The 17,899-nt window shown below is 35.1% G+C and carries 18 protein-coding genes; 11 read left to right on the top strand and 7 right to left on the bottom strand.

Annotated elements, in window-relative coordinates; translation table 11 throughout:
• Window positions 1–4: 4 nt before the first annotated feature.
• The gene (locus EV142_RS16780; RefSeq protein WP_132036994.1) at window positions 5–769 is read left to right on the top strand and encodes an SDR family oxidoreductase; all 765 of its coding nucleotides are present in this window, start codon (window positions 5–7) and stop codon (window positions 767–769) included.
• A 173-nt stretch (window positions 770–942) separates the two neighbouring features.
• Here EV142_RS16780 and EV142_RS16775 read toward each other — a convergent pair whose 3' ends face one another.
• From EV142_RS16775 to EV142_RS16765, 3 genes are all read right to left on the bottom strand, one after another.
• Window positions 943–1,416 carry a PepSY-like domain-containing protein gene (locus tag EV142_RS16775; RefSeq protein WP_132036993.1) on the bottom strand — a complete coding sequence of 158 codons (474 nt, stop codon included), beginning with the start codon at window positions 1,414–1,416 and terminating at the stop codon, window positions 943–945.
• An 89-nt stretch (window positions 1,417–1,505) separates the two neighbouring features.
• A complete protein-coding gene (locus EV142_RS16770) occupies window positions 1,506–2,204 on the bottom strand; it encodes a LytR/AlgR family response regulator transcription factor (protein WP_132036992.1) in 699 nt (232 codons plus the stop codon).
• On the bottom strand, window positions 2,204–3,241 hold the full coding sequence (locus EV142_RS16765; RefSeq protein WP_132036991.1) for a sensor histidine kinase: 1,038 nt from the start codon (window positions 3,239–3,241) through the stop codon (window positions 2,204–2,206). The genes EV142_RS16770 and EV142_RS16765 overlap by 1 nt, the downstream gene beginning before the upstream one ends.
• Window positions 3,242–3,406: 165 nt before the next feature.
• On the opposite strand from EV142_RS16765, the gene EV142_RS16760 reads away from it, so the two are divergent.
• From EV142_RS16760 to EV142_RS16745, 4 genes are all read left to right on the top strand, one after another.
• Window positions 3,407–4,792 carry a TolC family protein gene (locus EV142_RS16760; protein ID WP_132036990.1) on the top strand — a complete coding sequence of 462 codons (1,386 nt, stop codon included), beginning with the start codon at window positions 3,407–3,409 and terminating at the stop codon, window positions 4,790–4,792.
• A 12-nt stretch (window positions 4,793–4,804) separates the two neighbouring features.
• Window positions 4,805–8,101, top strand: coding sequence for an efflux RND transporter permease subunit (locus EV142_RS16755; RefSeq protein WP_132036989.1), 3,297 nt, complete (start codon window positions 4,805–4,807; stop codon window positions 8,099–8,101).
• Window positions 8,102–8,174: 73 nt separating this feature from the next.
• Window positions 8,175–9,263, top strand: a complete 1,089-nt coding sequence (locus EV142_RS16750) for an efflux RND transporter periplasmic adaptor subunit (protein WP_132037159.1) — start codon at window positions 8,175–8,177, stop codon at window positions 9,261–9,263.
• A 482-nt stretch (window positions 9,264–9,745) separates the two neighbouring features.
• Entirely contained in the window at window positions 9,746–10,738 is a 993-nt protein-coding gene (locus tag EV142_RS16745) for a T9SS type A sorting domain-containing protein (RefSeq protein WP_132036988.1), read from the top strand.
• Between the two features lie 706 nt (window positions 10,739–11,444).
• Here the strand turns inward: EV142_RS16745 and EV142_RS16740 are convergent.
• Both EV142_RS16740 and EV142_RS16735 read right to left on the bottom strand, forming a co-directional pair.
• Window positions 11,445–11,669 carry a hypothetical protein gene (locus EV142_RS16740; protein ID WP_132036987.1) on the bottom strand — a complete coding sequence of 75 codons (225 nt, stop codon included), beginning with the start codon at window positions 11,667–11,669 and terminating at the stop codon, window positions 11,445–11,447.
• A 328-nt stretch (window positions 11,670–11,997) separates the two neighbouring features.
• Window positions 11,998–12,837 (bottom strand): AraC family transcriptional regulator, encoded by an 840-nt coding sequence (locus EV142_RS16735; RefSeq protein ID WP_132036986.1) that lies wholly within the window; start codon window positions 12,835–12,837, stop codon window positions 11,998–12,000.
• Window positions 12,838–12,937: 100 nt separating this feature from the next.
• Here EV142_RS16735 and EV142_RS16730 point away from each other — a divergent pair, with 100 nt between their 5' ends.
• A complete protein-coding gene (locus EV142_RS16730) occupies window positions 12,938–13,849 on the top strand; it encodes a ketopantoate reductase family protein (RefSeq protein WP_132036985.1) in 912 nt (303 codons plus the stop codon).
• Window positions 13,850–14,178: 329 nt separating this feature from the next.
• A complete protein-coding gene (locus tag EV142_RS16725; RefSeq protein WP_132036984.1) occupies window positions 14,179–14,604 on the top strand; it encodes a response regulator in 426 nt (141 codons plus the stop codon).
• 65 nt (window positions 14,605–14,669) lie between these two features.
• On the opposite strand, the gene EV142_RS16720 is transcribed toward EV142_RS16725, so the two are convergent.
• Together EV142_RS16720 and EV142_RS16715 are read right to left on the bottom strand one after the other, a co-directional pair.
• A complete protein-coding gene (locus EV142_RS16720; RefSeq protein ID WP_132036983.1) occupies window positions 14,670–15,065 on the bottom strand; it encodes a type II toxin-antitoxin system HicB family antitoxin in 396 nt (131 codons plus the stop codon).
• A gap of 9 nt (window positions 15,066–15,074) precedes the next feature.
• Window positions 15,075–15,269, bottom strand: a complete 195-nt coding sequence (locus EV142_RS16715) for a type II toxin-antitoxin system HicA family toxin (RefSeq protein ID WP_132036982.1) — start codon at window positions 15,267–15,269, stop codon at window positions 15,075–15,077.
• 554 nt (window positions 15,270–15,823) lie between these two features.
• On the opposite strand from EV142_RS16715, the gene EV142_RS16710 reads away from it, so the two are divergent.
• From EV142_RS16710 to EV142_RS16695, 4 genes are all read left to right on the top strand, one after another.
• Window positions 15,824–16,087: a hypothetical protein gene (locus EV142_RS16710; RefSeq protein ID WP_238698745.1), complete on the top strand. Its 264-nt coding sequence runs from the start codon at window positions 15,824–15,826 to the stop codon at window positions 16,085–16,087.
• A 125-nt stretch (window positions 16,088–16,212) separates the two neighbouring features.
• The gene (locus EV142_RS16705) at window positions 16,213–16,440 is read left to right on the top strand and encodes a DUF2683 family protein (protein ID WP_132036981.1); all 228 of its coding nucleotides are present in this window, start codon (window positions 16,213–16,215) and stop codon (window positions 16,438–16,440) included.
• Window positions 16,430–16,729, top strand: a complete 300-nt coding sequence (locus tag EV142_RS16700) for a type II toxin-antitoxin system RelE/ParE family toxin (RefSeq protein ID WP_132036980.1) — start codon at window positions 16,430–16,432, stop codon at window positions 16,727–16,729. Before EV142_RS16705 ends, EV142_RS16700 begins: the two co-directional genes overlap by 11 nt.
• Before the next feature lie 264 nt (window positions 16,730–16,993).
• Window positions 16,994–17,587, top strand: coding sequence for a TetR/AcrR family transcriptional regulator (locus EV142_RS16695; RefSeq protein WP_132036979.1), 594 nt, complete (start codon window positions 16,994–16,996; stop codon window positions 17,585–17,587).
• Window positions 17,588–17,899: the final 312 nt, after the last annotated feature.

Below are 17,899 nucleotides of genomic sequence, written 5' to 3'. Positions count from 1 at the left end.
AAAAATGGCAGTAAATACAAAAATCGCCTTAGTAACAGGCGGAAGCAGAGGTTTAGGGAAAAATATGGCATTGGCTATAGCAAAAAAAGGAATTAACGTTATTCTGACATACAACAGTAAAAAAGAAGAAGCGGAAGATACGGTAAAAGAAATCGAAAATTTAGGGCAGAAAGCGGTTGCCATTCAATTGAATGTGGCGCAATCCGATACTTTTGCTACTTTTTTAGGAAGCGTACAAACAGCTTTAAAAACTACTTTTAACGCTGATAAATTCGATTTTCTGGTGAACAATGCCGGAATCGGAATTCATAAACCGTACATGGAAACTACGGAAGCAGACTTTGATGAGTTGAGTAATATTCAGCTTAAAGGCCCGTTTTTTCTAACTCAAAAAGCATTAACCATCATGAATGACGGTGGTGGAATTATCAATATATCTACCGGTTTGGCGAGATTTTCGTTCCCTGGTTATTCTGCTTATGCATCTATGAAAGGCGGAATCGAAACGCTGACTAAATATCAGGCAAAAGAGTTGGGAGATCGAAAAATAAAAGTAAATGTTGTTGCTCCCGGTGCTATTGAAACTGATTTTGGTCACGGAGCCGTTAGAGACAATGAGCAGCTTAACCAGCATATCGCTTCTTTAACCGCTTTAGGAAGGGTTGGATTACCGGATGATATTGGTGGTGTGGTTGCCTTTTTATGTACCGAAGATGCCCGTTGGGTAAATGCACAGCGTATAGAGGTTTCCGGTGGTATGATGTTGTAATTGTTAGATATTAGATGTTAGATGTTAGATGTTAGATGTCTTCTATTTAAACCTGTCGGGTTTGACAATCTAAATCCATTTTTTCGTATCCTGATTATAAAACAAAACCCGACAGGTTTAAAACCTGTCGGGTTTGTCATTGAAATATATTGAGTTAGTAAGAATTCTTGTTTTTAATCTTTTTGAATGATGACATCAAAACCTCCATTTTTATCGAAGACCACATCATAAAATTTGTTCTCTTTTTCTATTCCGACTTCGTAGGTTGTTTTGTTTTTATAATCGACAACTACTGCAATTTCCCGAATTGCCTGAGCGGAATAGTTATTTTTCAGGTACGCCTGCGCTTTTTGGGGAAGCTGGCTCAGCGGAATCTGTAATTCATAGGCCTTTAGATTTCCCAGATTATCGTAGACAGCCAGTGCTTTTGTATTATTATCAGCATTGAACTTCGCTTCATATCTGATTTCATCATTATCATCTCCCACGTATTCTATCGACCAGACCGGAACTTTTTTCGGATACTCTTTTTCAAAAGTAAATCTGACTTTTTCTGGCGGAGTGATTACTCCTGTTGGCATAATTCCGTTTTGTGCCATCAAAAAACTGCTGCAAAAACAAGCGAAAGCTAAAATTAAGTTTTTCATGATTTCAATATTTAAATTAAACCATCTTTAAAATGCGTAATAAAACTACTACTATTAAATGAATTTAAAATGAATTTCTGTAAAACTTTTTATTTTTTTAGCCGATCCGATAGTTCCCGCTTGTAGGTAATTCCGATTGGTAATTTCTCTTTTTTTATAACGATAAAATCCTTCTCCGTAGCTTCAATTTTATCTAAGGCCACAATATAGGATTTATGAATGCGCATAAAGTTTTTCTCCGGAAGGCATTTCTCGAGTTCACTGGTTGTAATCGAAGCCAGATACGTCCGTTTGGTGGTATATAATTTCACATAATTTCCAAAACTCTGTGCAAACAAAAGCTGGTCTAATTTTATATCAATTACATAGCTATCTACTTTTACACTAACCGAATTGACTACCACTTCATCTTGTTTCGCTTTTACATTTTCAGTGGCAAAAAAACGATCTATTGCTTTAAGAAATCTGGGAAAATAAATGGGTTTCAAAAGATAGTCAATGACACCATAATCATAACTTTCGAGTGCAAATTCAGAATAAGCAGTCGTTAAGATCGTTTTAGGATGTACAGGAAGAATCTTGAGCAGTTCCATACCTGAAATCTCCGGCATATTAATATCCAGAAACATCAGGTCAACTTTGTTTTCCCGAAGATAATTCATGGCTTCAATACCATTATACCCCTGAAAAACAAGTTCCAAATTTGGATTTTGCTTTATATAATTGGCCAGCACATAATGCGCTGCCGGCTCATCATCAACAATAATACATTTTTTAGATTCTGTCATTATACGAACTTTTTCAGTTGTAATTTCAAATCAACTATATACGTATTTTTATCGTCCTGAATATTCAGTTTATAGTCTTTTCCATAAATCAGGTTCAGACGTTCAATCGTGTTTTTCAAACCAATCTTTGTCGAAACAACATCTGTTTTCTTGGTTGGAATTGAATTGACAACATGCAAATGCAACAAGCCGTTTTCTACCGTAACGATAATACGTACAAAACATTTTTCGATCGCGCAGGTTCCGTGTTTAAAGGCATTTTCAATAAAAGCAATCAACAGCATGGGTGATACTTTATAGGCATTTTCGTTGTCGATTTTACAATCATACGTAATGTCACAACGATATCCTACCCTTTCTTTTTCAAGCTGTACATAACTGTTTATAAATTCCAGTTCGTCTTCTAAAGATACACATTGTTTATTATTACTTTCCAGCTGATAGCGCATAAGTTGCGAAACTTTCATAATCAGATCCGGCGTTCTGTCCGGAAATTCGAGACTTATTCCGTACAGCGTATTGAAAGTATTGAATAAGAAATGCGGATTCAATTGTCCTTTCAAAGAATTCAGCTGCATCTGATTGAACAATAAAGTTTCATCGGTTTGTTTTCTGTGAATTCTGTAGAACTTGAAAACAATGATCGGGCTCAGTATACAAACCAGTGTTCCTAAAACGCTGGCGAGCTGATAGACATAACTTCTCTGATGTGAATTTTGGTACAAACGGCAATTGCTGAACATATCCAGCATCGTTATTTCATATAAGACAATTGAAAACACAAACACCCCAAACAGCGTCAGTAAGATATAGGTTACGGGTCTTCTGGTTTTGAAAAGTATGGGCAACAGTAAAAAACGGTTGAACTGGGCGTGCATGTATAAAATAAAATAGAAAAAAACCCCCATTAATATGGAAGTAAAAGAACTAAATAACATCCAGTCATTTTTTAACGTGTAGATCGTAAATGAAAAGGCAACAACGGCAATCTCCTGCCACCATTTGTTATCCAATATGTTATCAAATTTTTTATTCATTTTTTAAACTTAAAATAGTTTACAAATTAACCACTTATTTTTATTTAATTTTTCCATTAAATGACCAATTCAATTCGTCATTTTTAATCGTATTACATCATTTAAGATGACAAAAATCATTGGAAGTAAAATAATTTTGTTTCATAATTTGATACCACGAATTTTATGTATTTCAAAAAAATTACTTTACTATTTTTCTTGATTTTTGCCACTCTTGGTTATTCACAAACCCTGTCTTTAAAAGAAGCTATAAAAACGGGGCTTGAAAACTACGGTTCAATCAGAGCAAAAAACAACTACACCAATGCATCGCGGGAGACGCTGAAACAATCAAAACGCGATTATTTACCCAACCTGAACTTGTCGGCTCAACAGGATTACGGAACCATCAACGGCCAAAACGGTGCTTTGTATGGTTTCAATGGTTTGGGAACGGCTTCTTCCGGACCGGCTTTACCGGATCAGAACTGGAATTCTGCTTTTGGAGCGCTTTATTTAGTCAATATGAATTGGGATTTTTTCACTTTCGGAAAAGCGAAAGAAAAAATCAATTTGGCTAAAATGGACGTTCAGACGAAAGAAACCGATTTAAAGCAAGAAATGTTCCAGCAGGAAATCCGGATTTCTGCCGCTTATCTTAATTTGCTGGCAAGTCAGCGTTTATTGATTTCACAGCAAAAGAATTTAAGTCGTGCTGAAGTTTTCAAAAGAACTGCTGCTGCGAGGGTAAAAAACGGATTATTGGCCGGAGTAGATTCCACTTTAGCGACAGCCGAAGTTTCGAAAGCTAAAATTGCGCTGAATCTGGCCCGGAATTTCGTCAAGGAACAGAACAATAAATTAGTCGATCTAATGGGCGTTGCCCCTCAGGATTTTGCTGTTGATACGCTTTTTGTCAATAATGTTCCGAAAGCATTATTAGTGGCTGAAAAAACGACTGATAGTCTGCATCCGTTACTTCAATTGTACAAAGCCCGAATGGATTACAGCAATCAGCAGGCTAAATTATACAAACATTTTTATTACCCGACCATGACCGCTTTTGGTGTCCTGCAGACCAGAGCATCAGGATTTCAATCTGATTATATTACCGATCAGACCGCTTTTACCAGAAACTACTGGGATGGCGTAAATCCGGATCGCACCAATTATCTGGTTGGAATTGGAATTAGCTGGAACCTGACTACTCCGTTCCGAATGAGCAAACAGGTAAGCGCTCAGAAGTTTGTTTCACAGGCTTTACAGGAAGAATACAATCAGGCAGACCGGGAACTGAAATCGCAAATGAATTTTGCCGATGATAAGATCAAAATCACTTTGGACAATTATGCCGAAGCACCTATTCAGGTTGATGCTGCCAAAAAAGCTTACCTGCAAAAATCGACTTTATACAAAAACGGATTAACGGATCTGACCGATTTAACACAAATCATGTATACGTTAAACCGTGCCGAAATTGATCGTGATATTACCAATAACAATGTGTGGCAATCGTATTTGCTAAAAGTGGCCGCAACCGGCAATTTTGACTTATTTATAAATGAATTTTAATTATAGATCGTAATGAATTTAATACGTTTCGCACTCCGCAAACCCATCTCCATCCTGGTAATGGTTGCTGGTTTATTTTTCTTCGGAATTGGTGCCATCAAGGACATTAAGGTAGACATTCTTCCTAAAATGAACCTGCCGGTAATTTATATTGCGCATCCTTTCGGAGGGTATACCCCCGACCAGATGGAGGCTTATTTTGCTAAAACTTATGTCAACATTTTACCTTTTGCCAATGGTGTAAAATCAGTTGAAACCAAAAATATTCAGGGGTTAATGATCATGAAGTTAACCTATTATGAAAACACCAACATGGCGCAGGCAGCAGCCGAACTGAGTTCCCTTTCGAACAGGATTCAGGCGGCATTTCCTCCGGGGACGCAACCTCCGTTTATCATTCGTTTCGATGCTTCTTCCCTACCGATCGGACAATTGGTTTTGAGCAGTAAAATCAGATCGAATAACGAACTGCAGGATTTAGCCAACGTTTACGTGCGTGCCTCGTTTACTTCGATTCCCGGTTTATTATCTCCGGCTCCTTTCGGCGGAAGCCCAAGAACAATTGAGGTTAACGTTGATCCCGATTTATTACGTTCGCACAATATGACTCCGGATCAGGTGGTTGAGGCGATCCGTATCAACAATCAGACGGCTCCTTCAGGGAATGTCAGAATGGGCGATGTCAATTATATTACACCTACCAACAATACAATTAAAGAAGTTAAGGATTTTGAGCAGATTCCTTTGTTTAAAGGCGGGGTTCAAAACTTAAAACTGGGTGATGTTGCCACGGTAAAAGATGGTGCCGATATTACGGCCGGTTATGCTTTGGTCAACGGAAAACGTTCGGTTTATATCAGTATTGCAAAAGCGGGAGATGCTTCGACCTGGGATGTGGTTCAGAAATTGAAAGCGGAATTGCCTAAAATTCAAAGTACATTACCGGAAGACGTAAAATTATCCTACGAATTTGACCAGTCGGTTTATGTAATCAACTCGGTTAAAAGTTTGATTACCGAAGGAATTATCGGAGCGGTTTTAACCGGATTAATGGTGTTACTTTTTCTTGGTGACAGACGTGCGGCGCTGATCGTAATCTTAACCATTCCGATTTCGATTATTTCAGGGGTTTTATTCCTTAAATTATTCGGACAAACGATCAACTTAATGTCTTTAAGCGGACTGGCTCTGGCGATTGGAATCTTGGTAGATGAAAGTACGGTTACAATCGAAAACATTCACCAGCATCTCGATATGGGCAAACCCAAGGCACTCGCCATTTGGGACGCCTGTCAGGAAATTGCCTTGCCTAAATTATTGATTTTACTTTGTATTCTGGCGGTATTTGCTCCGGCATTTACCATGGTGGGTATTCCGGGAGCGTTGTTTTTGCCTTTGGCTTTAGCAATCGGATTCTCAATGGTTATTTCGTTTTTACTGTCACAGACTTTTGTTCCCGTAATGGCGAACTGGCTGATGAAAGCGCACCCGAAGCACGAACATGGTCCGGCGATTACAGATGATGAAGCAGAATTTAACGCCTGCGGCCTGACACCTGAATCGGAGAAAGACCTGATCACGCAGAAAAAAGGATATGTTGAAAAAACAGATACGGACAATAACGGGAAAATTGGTGCTTTCGAACGCTTCAGAATCCGTTTTATGAGAACTTTGGATCGTTTGTTTCCTTATAAAAAAATAACCGCCTTAGTGTATCTTATCGGAATTACGGTGCTTGCTGTAGTTTTTATTTCTTTTATCGGAAAAGATGTTTTTCCTAAAGTAAACTCAAGTCAGTTCCAGTTAAGAATGCGTGCTCCCGACGGAACCCGTTTAGAACGTACCGAAGAGAAAGCGATTATTGTATTGAAGGAATTGCAAAAAATGGTGGGCAAGGAACATATCGGAATCTCTTCTGTTTATGTGGGACAACATCCATCGTTATTCTCGATCAACCCGATTTATTTGTTCATGGCAGGTTCGCATGAAGCCGTTTTTCAGGTGAGTTTAAAAGAATACCATACCGATATGGATGACTTTAAAGACGACTTCAGAGCCCGAATTAAAAAAGTCCTTCCGGATGTAAAACTTTCTTTTGAACCAATCGAACTGACCGATAAAGTATTGAGCCAGGGTTCCCCTACTCCAATCGAAGTCCGTATTGCCGGAAAAGACAAAAAACGCAATGAATTATATGCCAATCAAATCGTAGAGAAACTGAAAAAATTCTCTTATTTCAGAGATGTACAAATTGGTCAACCCATTCATTATCCGGCCATGAATATTGATATTGACAGAACGCGTGCCGCTGAATTAGGCGTAGATATGAATGATATTTCAAGATCATTGGTCGCTTCAACTTCATCATCCAGATATACAGAGAAAAACACCTGGGTCGACGAAAGAGCCGGATTATCGTATAACGTTCAGGTGCAGGTGCCTTTGAACAAAATGAAAAGCAAAACCGATATTGGAGAAATTCCGGTATTGAAAAACTCGCTTCGTCCTGTATTAAGTGACGTTGCCAAAATTACACCCGGATTTGTAAGTGGTGAAAATGACAATTTAGGGGCTATGCCATACATTACCGTTACAGCCAACATTAGCCAGACCGATTTAGGAACGGCCGTAAAAGATGTGGATGCAACAATAAACGCATTGGGAGAATTACCGAGGGGGTTATTCATTACGCCAATTGGTTTAAGTAAAGTATTAAGCGAAACATTAAGCAGTTTACAGGTAGGATTATTGGTTGCCATATTTGTAATCTTCTTAATGTTGTCCGCTAATTTTCAATCGTTCAAAGTGTCGCTGGTTATCTTAACCACAGTTCCGGCGGTTGTTTTAGGAGCGTTATTGATGCTGACGCTGACAGGTTCAACGTTAAACTTGCAATCGTATATGGGAATCATTATGTCGGTTGGGGTTTCGATTGCCAATGCCGTTTTACTGGTCACCAACGCAGAACAATTGCGAAAACGAAACGGGAATGCCTTAGAATCGGCCCGTGAAGCAGCGGCCTTACGTCTTCGTCCGATTATCATGACTTCTGTCGCGATGATTGCGGGAATGTTGCCAATGGCAATTGGACACGGAGAAGGCGGCGATCAGGTTTCACCGTTGGGTAGAGCCGTTATTGGCGGATTATTATTCTCGACCTTTGCCGTTTTACTAATCCTGCCACTTATCTTTGCCTGGGCACAGGAACATACCACAACACAGTCGGTTTCCTTAGATCCTGAAGACGAAGAAAGCATCCATTATATCTCATCCTTAAAATCAGAAAATGAAATCACCACTAAAAACTAATTTGTTGAAAACAAATACCAATAAATTAAAAGGTGATAACATAAATGACCTTTCTAAAATAACTTTCACATTTATGAAAAATAAAATTATACAATCGACCGCATTATTTTTTACAGCTGTATTTTTTCTAGCCAGTTGTAATTCAAAGAAAGAAGAAACGGTTACTCCGGAACTGGAGCCTAAAACAGAAACTTTCCTTTTACAAAAAGAAAAGCTAACGACAGAATTGCGTTTGCCTGCCGAATTAACCGGTTTTCAACAAGTAGATTTATATGCCAAAGTAAGCAGTTTCGTGAAATTACTAAAAGTAGATATTGGTACTCAGGTAAAAAAAGGACAACTTCTGATTGTTTTGGAAGCACCCGAAATCAGTTCACAACTGGCGGCAGCCGAATCGAGATTAAAATCGATGGAAGCCATTTACGCTACCAGCAAAAGTACCTACAACCGTTTGTATGAAACGAGCAAAGTGGAAGGAACAATTTCTAAAAATGATCTGGAAATGGCCAACGGAAAGAAAAACTCCGATTACGCCCAATATCAGGCGGCAGTGGCAGCCCACAAAGAAGTGTCGATCATGAGAGGGTATCTTGAAATCCGTGCGCCTTTTGACGGTGTTGTGGCAGCAAGAAATGTGAATCTTGGAACCTTTGTAGGCCCAGCCGGAAAAGGATCAGATTTGCCTTTACTGACGATTCAGCAACAAAACAAATTACGTTTGGCCGTTTCGGTTCCGGAATTGTATACGGGATATTTACACAATGGCGACGAAATGAGTTTTAATGTAAAATCGTTACCGGAAACGTTTAAAGCAACCATTACCAGAATGTCGGGAGCTTTAGATTTGAAACTTCGTTCGGAACGTGTAGAAATGGATGTTCAGAATACTAAGAAAAATTTATTACCGGGAATGGTGGCCGAAGTGCTTTTACCGCTTAACGCTAAAGACAGCACGTTTGTAATCCCGAAATCAGCACTTGTCAATTCTGCCGAAGGTACTTTTGTAATCAAAGTCCTGAATCATAAAGCAACACGGGTAGACGTAAAAAGGGGAAGAGAAATCGACGATAAAATTGAAATTTTCGGCGATTTGAACCCGCAAGATAAACTGGTGAAAATTGCCAGTGAAGAAACTAAGGAAGGCGACATTATAAACGAATAACCTGCGTTTTAGTCTCCTTATAGTAGATTACCAAAAATCTGTACCATTTGCCTAAAGGACAGCACATACAAAAGTGCTGTCCTTTTTTTATCATAGAAGGCTTCTTCTTTCAAGTTTCCTGCAAGGTTTTTTCTAACCTTGAAGGTAATAACTTGGCTGATGAAATTGGCTTGCAAAGACAGAATCCCGAGGCTTCGGGAGCAAAGTTTTTATGCTCTTTTTTTTCAAAACTTTTAATTAAAGAAAACCTTAAGGTTTTTAAGTAGCTATTTCCTGCTATCGTACTCCTCTTTTTTAATGCTTTTCCTATAAAAAATATTCTCCTTTCAGTAAGTAAAAAAAAATCGAATATCGATTTGAAATTTAATTTTTTAATAGACATTCCATTGTAAGTAAACTTTGTATAAATTGTATAATTAACATTTTTTTATAATGTTAAAATTTCTAAATTGCGCTACAAATTAATCCTTAAAATTTTTTCTATGAAAATGAAAATTACTCTTTCTACATTTCTTTTACTGGCAATTTCAGCAGTACAATCGCAAAACATTACAATTCCGGATGTAAAATTCAAAGCCTTTTTAGTTGGAAAAACGGAGATTAACACAGATGGTGATGCTGAAATAAGCAAAACCGAAGCGGAAGCTTTCACAGGATACATGGATTGTAGCTGGCAATCAATCAAAAATTTATCCGGAATTGAAGCTTTTATAAACCTTACCGGATTAAATGCTAACTATAACGATTTAATAACAGTAGATCTAAGTAGCAATACCAAGTTAGATGGATTATACGTTGTTGGAAATGATTTAACAGCGTTGAATACATCAGCACTTGTAAATTTAGAAACGCTGGAGTGTGGTACTAATAAGATCCCATCATTAAACCTTTCTAACAATACTAAACTGGAAAGATTAAGAACAGGATCAAACCTGCTTACTGCATTAGACTTGTCTAAAAATCTAGTGCTTTACGACCTTGGCTGCGAGAATAATAAAATTGTGGATATAGACATTAGTTTAAATGTGAAACTGACCTCTATAGATTGCAGAGCTAATAAACTTAGGTCTTTGAACTTAAATAACGGAAAAACACTTTTCTTTAATTTAATGAAAGCCAGTTTAAACCCGGATTTAAGCTGTATACAAGTTGATGACCTTAATAGTGTTCGAACTACAACATGGGTTTACGATAAAACAGTAACTTTTAGCATCAATTGTCAATATAATTTGGGTCTGAATGATGTTGTTTTAAATAATACAATCAAAGTTTATCCAAACCCTGCAAGTCATACGGTTTCTATTAGTTCTCCGGATCCTATAGATGCAGTAAAAATTTATTCTTCTACAGGTGCATTAGTAAAAACTATAGCAAATCCTACTCAGGTAGAAGTATCTAGCTGGTCAAAAGGAGTTTACTTTTTTGTTTTCCAGGTAGGAAATCAATATTTAAACAAAGAAATTATTGTAAAATAATTCATTCTGATAGCTACATTTTAAAGCTAATTTTAAAATGTAGATAAAATATCTTAAAGGACGATACATTATAAAGTATCGTCCTTTTTTTATGGAAGATTTAGTGGCGATTCACAAAGTTTTTAGATTATTCTTAAATCCTCTAATTGTCATCCTGAACGTCCCGAAGCTTCGGGACAAGGCTTATGAAAATAAAAATAATCCCGCAAAGACGCAAAGTTTTTATTTTCACTTTCTGTCATTTCGACGAAGGAGAAATCTTAGCAAGTGGTTCGACAAAGATTTAATTCTCGTTGCGGATTTACTAGTAAAGTTTTTTCTACCATATAAGTCATACAAGAAAATTTTATTTTTATTTTTTCAGGCTTTCCTGCAAGGTTTTTAAAACCTTGTACGTATTGTAATAAGCAACAGAAAATCTCTCACAAAGACGCAATCGCGATCCCGAAACTTTGGGACGAGAGCAAACTTTAATTCTTTTTTTAAGTTTCAAAAGGTTGAATAGCCTCCTGCTTTAGCTGGAGGAATTTCGTATTATAAGATTTTGGCTTTAGCCGAATGTTTATTTTTGGCTAAAGCCCTTTTACTATTCTATTATAAACCTCCAGCTAAAGCAGGAGGCTATTGTATATTTATTAAACCAAAAAACCTCGACCTTTTCCAAGATCGAGGTTTCTCATTTTAAAAATAATACCAAAGAAAAAACTTATTCCACTTCTAAATAAGGATTTAAAATTTCGGCCAATTCATTCAGCCAGTAAAAGTTGTTTTCTATTCCGTTTTGGGGAGTTTCCTTTTCCCGCATCACACCTAAGGCCATTGTATAATTTACCTGTCGGATTACCTTCGCCATATCCTCCGGGGCTATGATGTGGTTAAAAAAATCAATTAATCTTGTTTCAGTTTCTTTTGAAAAAGTGTTTGTACTCATATCTTCCATTTTTAGTGAATATAAAACCTGTTCCCAGGCAATTTTAATACGTTCTTAATGTGAAGATTTAAGAGCTGCAAAAATAAGAAAAAACTTTCATTTTTTAAAAGATTTTTCTTACTTTTTTTATCTATCGCACTGTTGACTTTGTTACAAAAATTGTTTCAAAATTTATGTTTCTTTTTTTTGAAACAGAAATTTTGAAACACAAATGGTTACAAATTTATTCATTTTGTATTTTGCAACAACTTTGAGCTGCCGTGTGAGCCTTCTGCTTGAATATACATAGAATGGCAACACCATTATTTTTAAGAAAGCTAGTAATACGTTATGAAGTACTACTTAATGCTTTTTTAAACTCAGAGGGAGAAATTCCGGTGCTTCGCATTATGAATTTATTAAAATGGCTGCTGTCGATAAAGCCCAGATCGTTGCTGATTTCTGAGAAAGTCAGATTGCTTTTGCTTAATTTCTCTGTGACAACTTTAAGCTTTGTCTGCTCGATATAGTCTCTTAAAGTAATATTTAAATGCGTTTTAAAATACTCGCCAATATAATTGACCGAAACATTAAAATGATTGGCGATTTCTTTTTTCCTTAACAAATGCGGATTGGCAATATTAGAGCGAATGTAACTCAAAATAGTATCTATCTTTAATACCTGAGTCGTTTGCAGGTTTAAATTTCTTTCACTGATACTGGCGTTTCTTCGAATGATTTGAATCAGCGACATCATCAAAGTCTTGATTATAATTTCGTTTTGTTCTTTTTGCTTTGCTATTTCATCCAGTATTTTTACAATAAGCAATTCGCAAAAGGCTTTATCGTCTTCAGGGAAAACCAAATTACCGTTGGTTTGATTGTGGTAGTAAAACAACTTCTCGATTTCTTCGATTTCTTTTTTATTCGAAAAAAAACCGGGCAGAAAACGCAAACAGTGAAATTTTGTAGGGTCCAGTGTCTTAAAAGAGTGATAATCTTTTGGGGTAAGCAAATAAATATCGTGCTTTTTATACTGGTGCGGAATCGAATTTAAAGTATGATTTCCCGTTCCGTATTCAATATACAATAATTCGAAAAAGTTATGCCTGTGAACTTCCTTTTTCCAGGTAAGTTCTTCTACCGAATAAATTTCGAAATCTTTGTATATAAAAAACGTGTCTTTCATAATCCTTAATTTTTACAAATATAACCTATATTTTTACATCAATTAATGATTATGAACCTATTTACTTTGCATTACGAATTTAAACCCAAAATACTACAATATGAACTCAGATACAATAAAAATAGGAATTATCGGAATTGGTGGAATCGGCGGATTTGTTGGCGCTCCGTTAGCAAAAAAGTACAAGGACAGTACGACCAAAATTATATTCATTTGTAGAGGCGATACTAAAAAAGCGATTCAAAACGAAGGTTTACTATTTGAATCTAAAGGCACTAAAGAAACTATATTTCCGGATTTAGTATCAGATAATCCAACCGAAATTGGAATTCTGGATGTGCTGATTCTTACTTGTAAGTCCTATTCTATAAGCAGTATATTAGCCACTTATCAAGATTGTATCAATGACGAAACAGTCATAATCACCTTGCAAAATGTAGTGAATGCCAGAGAAATAATCCGTGAGACTTTACCCAAGACCGGAAAAATTATGGAAGGTTGTATTTATGTTGCTTCAAATGTTAAGAAGCCCGGACATATTCAGCATGTTGGGGGTCCCGGGAAAATTTTTGTTGGAGGAAACGAAGACCAATCGATACTTAATTTATTGGCAGCAGGTGGATTAGACATTACACATGTGGCTAACATCAACGAAATTTTATGGAAAAAATACTTATTCGTTGCACCTGTTGCCGCAATCACTTCTGCCTATAAAGTCACTTTCGGGCAACTTCTGGAAGACTCAAATCTAATGGAGATTCTTGAAAATATGATGATGGAAATTCAGTCCCTTGCCAGTAAAAACAATATTAATTTGACAAACGAAGACATTAAAACTTCAAAAGAGTTACTGACTAAGTTTCCATTCGAATCCAAATCATCTCTGCAATTGGATTTCGAAAACCAAAATCAAACCGAGAAACCATTTTTGGTAGATTATGTGATTGAAAAAGCGGCTCAATACGGAATTGAAACTCCATTTTATAACCGAATCAATAGCCTGCTGCTTTAGCTTGAAGCTATTTAAAAACAGTGAAGTTTGAGGTCTGTTTTTAAGTTTTTCCTAACATTTAAGTTATATAAGAAAATTTAAGTTTTTGGGCTAAAAACTTTGGTTTACCATAACTTACTTTGATTGCCTCCTGCTTTAGGTGGAGGGATTTTGTATTTGTAAGAATCCTGGCTTTAGCCGAATAGGCGTATTTGGCTAAAGCCTTTTTAGTTCCGGAGAATTCTAAAAATGCTTCCGGATCTTCTTTTTAAATTAAAAATGAAGTGTCTCCATAATTATAAAAGATTGCTTACCGGATTAAAATAAACTATCTTTACCAAAAACTAAAAATGAACAAGGGCGGCCCCATTATTATTATTGAAGACGATTTAGATGATCAGGAAATTTTAACTGATATATTTGAAGAGCTTAATTATAAAAATGAAATCATCTTTTTTACTGAGGGCGAAAAAGCTTTAGAGTACCTAACCTCTACAGAAATTGAGCCTTTCATTATCTTCTCTGATATCAATATGCCCAAGTTAAGTGGTATGGAATTACGTGCAAAAATTCATGAAAATGAAGATTTAAGACTGAAATCTATTCCGTATTTATTCTTTTCTACCAGTGCCGAACAAAAACATGTTATCGATGCTTATTCGAAATCAATTCAGGGCTTTTTTGTTAAACCTACAGCGTATAACGATATTAAAGAAACCATCAAAACAATTGTAAGTTATTGGGAAGCATGTGTGTCACCAAATTATGTTAAATAGATAACTATTGAATTACAATTATCTCTCATAACCTTCTTAATCTTATCACCAGATTTTTTAATCCTTTATAACTCTACCGCCAAAAGTTCTCTACCCAGATTGTGTAAAGCATTTTCTATTTTCAAACGTTGTTCTGCTCTTGGATTACGATGACCAGATGCGTAATGTTGTATTTGCTTTTGATTTATTCCAGTAATTCTTTCAAGTGCCGAATTGCTAAATATTCCTTTATAATAGCTTAATAAACTAGCTGTATCAAATTTATAAACTAGCCCATACTCTTTTTCCAGAAAAGCTGGTTTACTAGCTGTATTTAAATCTTTTAAAGTTTCAATACAATCCAATATATCTTGTTTACATTCCTGCACCGTATCTCCTCCGCCAACAATTGCTTTTTCATTTTCTGCATATCCCCAAAAACCATCTTCGTTTCTTTCGATTATAATTCTAATTGTTTTCATACTTTTTCATTATTTACAAAAAATTAAAGTCCCATTTCTTTCCTCAGTTTTTGTTCTAGCCCCCTTTCCTATCTCTTTTGCTCCATGATTGGGAATTGCAACCTGCTTTCCCTGCTTTTTATAAATTTCATGACTTCCTTTACCTTGTCTTAAGAATACCCATCCATTTCGCACAGCTTCCCTAATAAATTCTCTTGACTTCATTTTACAATGGCTTTACAAAGATAGTAAAACTACTATCTTTAGATTTTAGTTTTCAACACTTTTTAATTTTAAAAACTAAGATAGTATAAGAAGAATTAAAAAGTAAGAAAATAATTATAATTATGTTTTTTTTGCGGTCTTTTTTCTAAGTGGTAAGAAATGAAAATAATACCAGAAGGAATACTGTTAGATCTTGCGCCCTACTTAACTTTCCAATTTGCTTTTTACGTAAATTCATTGTTTTTAAAAGTTATTCAACTAATATTGCTGTTACAAAGTCCTGAAACTTCTTAAGAGTTAGTTATAAATACTCCATAAATGCTAAACCGCCGATAATGAAAAGATTTAAAATATTTTTTATCCTTCTAAACTTATTTTTATTAGGTTGTAGTAACTCAGAGAAAAAGAAAGTTAACATCCAGAAAACTAACACAATGACTCAAAAAACTTTAGTAAATCACGTTGAACTTGCCATAAATCCAAAATTTAAGGATTGGGTTTAATTTAAAAACGGAACATATATAATCTTTGACAGTGCAGACACAATTCCAAATTTGGAAAGTGAAGCAATAAAATTAATGAAAGAATTTGGGCCTGTTTATCCAGGTGGGCCAGCTGGAGATTTTGGAGTTACACATTTAAATAAAACTGATGGTTGGGTTATCTCCGGCCATGGCTATGGAATGTATACCTATGTAAATCCAAACGAATTAAAATCAGAAAGCCCGGATGATACTGAAATTGGTTTATTTGGTCGCAATAAAAGAGGTTTGGATGGTAAAAATCCAATTATCATATACGTCAATCGAAAAAAGTAAAGTAATTTAAGGATAACAAAAGCCCTTTTTTAGTTAGCTGTCTGATTAAAATAAATTATGATGATCAACATGAAAGTTAGACTTTTGTATTAACTTTGTTTATCAACTTTAGTAAATTTTAAATCATGCAAGCAATCAACATCACGGCATATACAAAAGATGCTTCTCAGATAGAAGCTGTTAAAGATTTCATGAAATCACTAAAGATAAAATTTGAGATCGAAAATGTAAAACCTTATAAATTATCTGATAAGCAGCAAGAAATTTTGGACAGTCAGGTTAACCCCGATGAAAAATTATATACAGACGCTGAATCACTTTATACAGATCTAAAAAAGAAGTATGAGTTATAAGATTATCGTTTCTCCTATTGCATTAAAGAATATTGAAAAAGCTCTTGAATATTATATTGCAAAAGCGAGTAAAAAAGTAGCTTTAGATTTTCTTAATGATTACAAAAAAACTTATAAAGCTTTACAAATAAACCCTTTTTATCAAATTCACGATAATAATTATAGTTTTTTGCCCTTCAAAAAATTTCCTTACATAGCTTTTTATATGGTAGATGAACCTTCAAAAACTGTTTTTCTAAACGCTATTTTTCATACGTCACAAAATCCCGATAATTATCCAATAAAATAAAGAATTATAATTACTGAATCATTAAAAAAGATAAATTATTATGCAGGCGATAAAAAAATGCACACTTATTAAGCGATCAAATACGAAAAAACTGGTTCTTAAAAATAATTTTTAAATAAGAAACCCTTATAAATAAGGACTTCCGGCATTTTTTTACAGTACTCTATACTACAATAAGAAAATATTATAATGAAATTATATGATAATCAGAAAAACCGTCCTACATTTGCCTAACGGTGTTAAACAATTTAATACTTAATCAAAATGGCAAGTAAAGATCGTATTTTAAGACAAAAAGAAGAGACAAGAACTAATATTCTTGAGGCTGCTTACGCTATCGTCAAAGAAGAAGGATGGCAAGGTCTGAGTATGAGAAAGATTGCTGATAAGATTGAATATACGGCTCCTATTATCTATGAATACTTTTCTAACAAGGATGCTATTTTAAGGGAATTAACCGGTAAAGGTTTTATGAAATTGGGCAGGGAACTTGAAAGTGCCAAAGCTAAATTTGAAAAACCGGAAGAGCAGATAGAAGCTATGTGGATGGCCTATTGGGATTTCGCCTTTACGGATACCGAAATGTATCAGGTCATGTTTGGGGTTCAAATGAACTGTTGTTCGGAACAATGTGATGCTTCTAAAACACCTTATAAATTATTTACTTCTGTAATTGCTGAAATTATGAAAAGCAGTAATCCAACGGAAGAGGTTATCAAACAAAAATATTTTACTTTCTTTTCTGTTATTCATGGTTTGATTGCCATTAACATCATTAATAAAAGTGATATCATGGCAACCATAAATGCCCAAATCTTAAAAGATGCGATTGGTGGTATTATAAAATCAATACAATAAAAAAAATTTCATTTTTACTTAACAGTGATAAATGATTTAATAGGTAATTTAGCAACTATTTTTTTACTACTTTACTTAACAGTGTTAGAAAATTTAATAGAGTAATATAGAGGCTTTTTTTTCTGTGCTACTTAACGGTGATAAATAATTTAATACCAATTATGAAATAGATTTGGCAACCATGATTATATAGACTTTTACACTTATTTACTTAACAACGTTAGAAAATTTAATAACCATAAGATGAATTCAGATAATACCCAAAATAAATATTTAAAAAACGAGAATGTCCAACAAATTAAAACCAATATT

Source organism: Flavobacterium circumlabens (assembly GCF_004345565.1).
Taxonomy (GTDB): Bacteria; Bacteroidota; Bacteroidia; order Flavobacteriales; family Flavobacteriaceae; genus Flavobacterium; species Flavobacterium circumlabens.
This window is presented reverse-complemented; position numbering and strand designations above follow the sequence as displayed.

Excerpts from the sequence above, each read along its gene's own strand:
- EV142_RS16780 (WP_132036994.1), top strand. The coding sequence starts at position 5 with ATGGCAGTAAATACAAAAATCGCCTTAGTAACAGGCGGAAGCAGAGGT.
- EV142_RS16775 (WP_132036993.1), bottom strand. The coding sequence starts at position 1,416 with ATGAAAAACTTAATTTTAGCTTTCGCTTGTTTTTGCAGCAGTTTTTTG.
- EV142_RS16770 (WP_132036992.1), bottom strand. The coding sequence starts at position 2,204 with ATGACAGAATCTAAAAAATGTATTATTGTTGATGATGAGCCGGCAGCG.
- EV142_RS16765 (WP_132036991.1), bottom strand. The coding sequence starts at position 3,241 with ATGAATAAAAAATTTGATAACATATTGGATAACAAATGGTGGCAGGAG.
- EV142_RS16760 (WP_132036990.1), top strand. The coding sequence starts at position 3,407 with ATGTATTTCAAAAAAATTACTTTACTATTTTTCTTGATTTTTGCCACT.
- EV142_RS16755 (WP_132036989.1), top strand. The coding sequence starts at position 4,805 with ATGAATTTAATACGTTTCGCACTCCGCAAACCCATCTCCATCCTGGTA.
- EV142_RS16750 (WP_132037159.1), top strand. The coding sequence starts at position 8,175 with ATGAAAAATAAAATTATACAATCGACCGCATTATTTTTTACAGCTGTA.
- EV142_RS16745 (WP_132036988.1), top strand. The coding sequence starts at position 9,746 with ATGAAAATGAAAATTACTCTTTCTACATTTCTTTTACTGGCAATTTCA.
- EV142_RS16740 (WP_132036987.1), bottom strand. The coding sequence starts at position 11,669 with ATGAGTACAAACACTTTTTCAAAAGAAACTGAAACAAGATTAATTGAT.
- EV142_RS16735 (WP_132036986.1), bottom strand. The coding sequence starts at position 12,837 with ATGAAAGACACGTTTTTTATATACAAAGATTTCGAAATTTATTCGGTA.
- EV142_RS16730 (WP_132036985.1), top strand. The coding sequence starts at position 12,938 with ATGAACTCAGATACAATAAAAATAGGAATTATCGGAATTGGTGGAATC.
- EV142_RS16725 (WP_132036984.1), top strand. The coding sequence starts at position 14,179 with ATGAACAAGGGCGGCCCCATTATTATTATTGAAGACGATTTAGATGAT.
- EV142_RS16720 (WP_132036983.1), bottom strand. The coding sequence starts at position 15,065 with ATGAAAACAATTAGAATTATAATCGAAAGAAACGAAGATGGTTTTTGG.
- EV142_RS16715 (WP_132036982.1), bottom strand. The coding sequence starts at position 15,269 with ATGAAGTCAAGAGAATTTATTAGGGAAGCTGTGCGAAATGGATGGGTA.
- EV142_RS16705 (WP_132036981.1), top strand. The coding sequence starts at position 16,213 with ATGCAAGCAATCAACATCACGGCATATACAAAAGATGCTTCTCAGATA.
- EV142_RS16700 (WP_132036980.1), top strand. The coding sequence starts at position 16,430 with ATGAGTTATAAGATTATCGTTTCTCCTATTGCATTAAAGAATATTGAA.
- EV142_RS16695 (WP_132036979.1), top strand. The coding sequence starts at position 16,994 with ATGGCAAGTAAAGATCGTATTTTAAGACAAAAAGAAGAGACAAGAACT.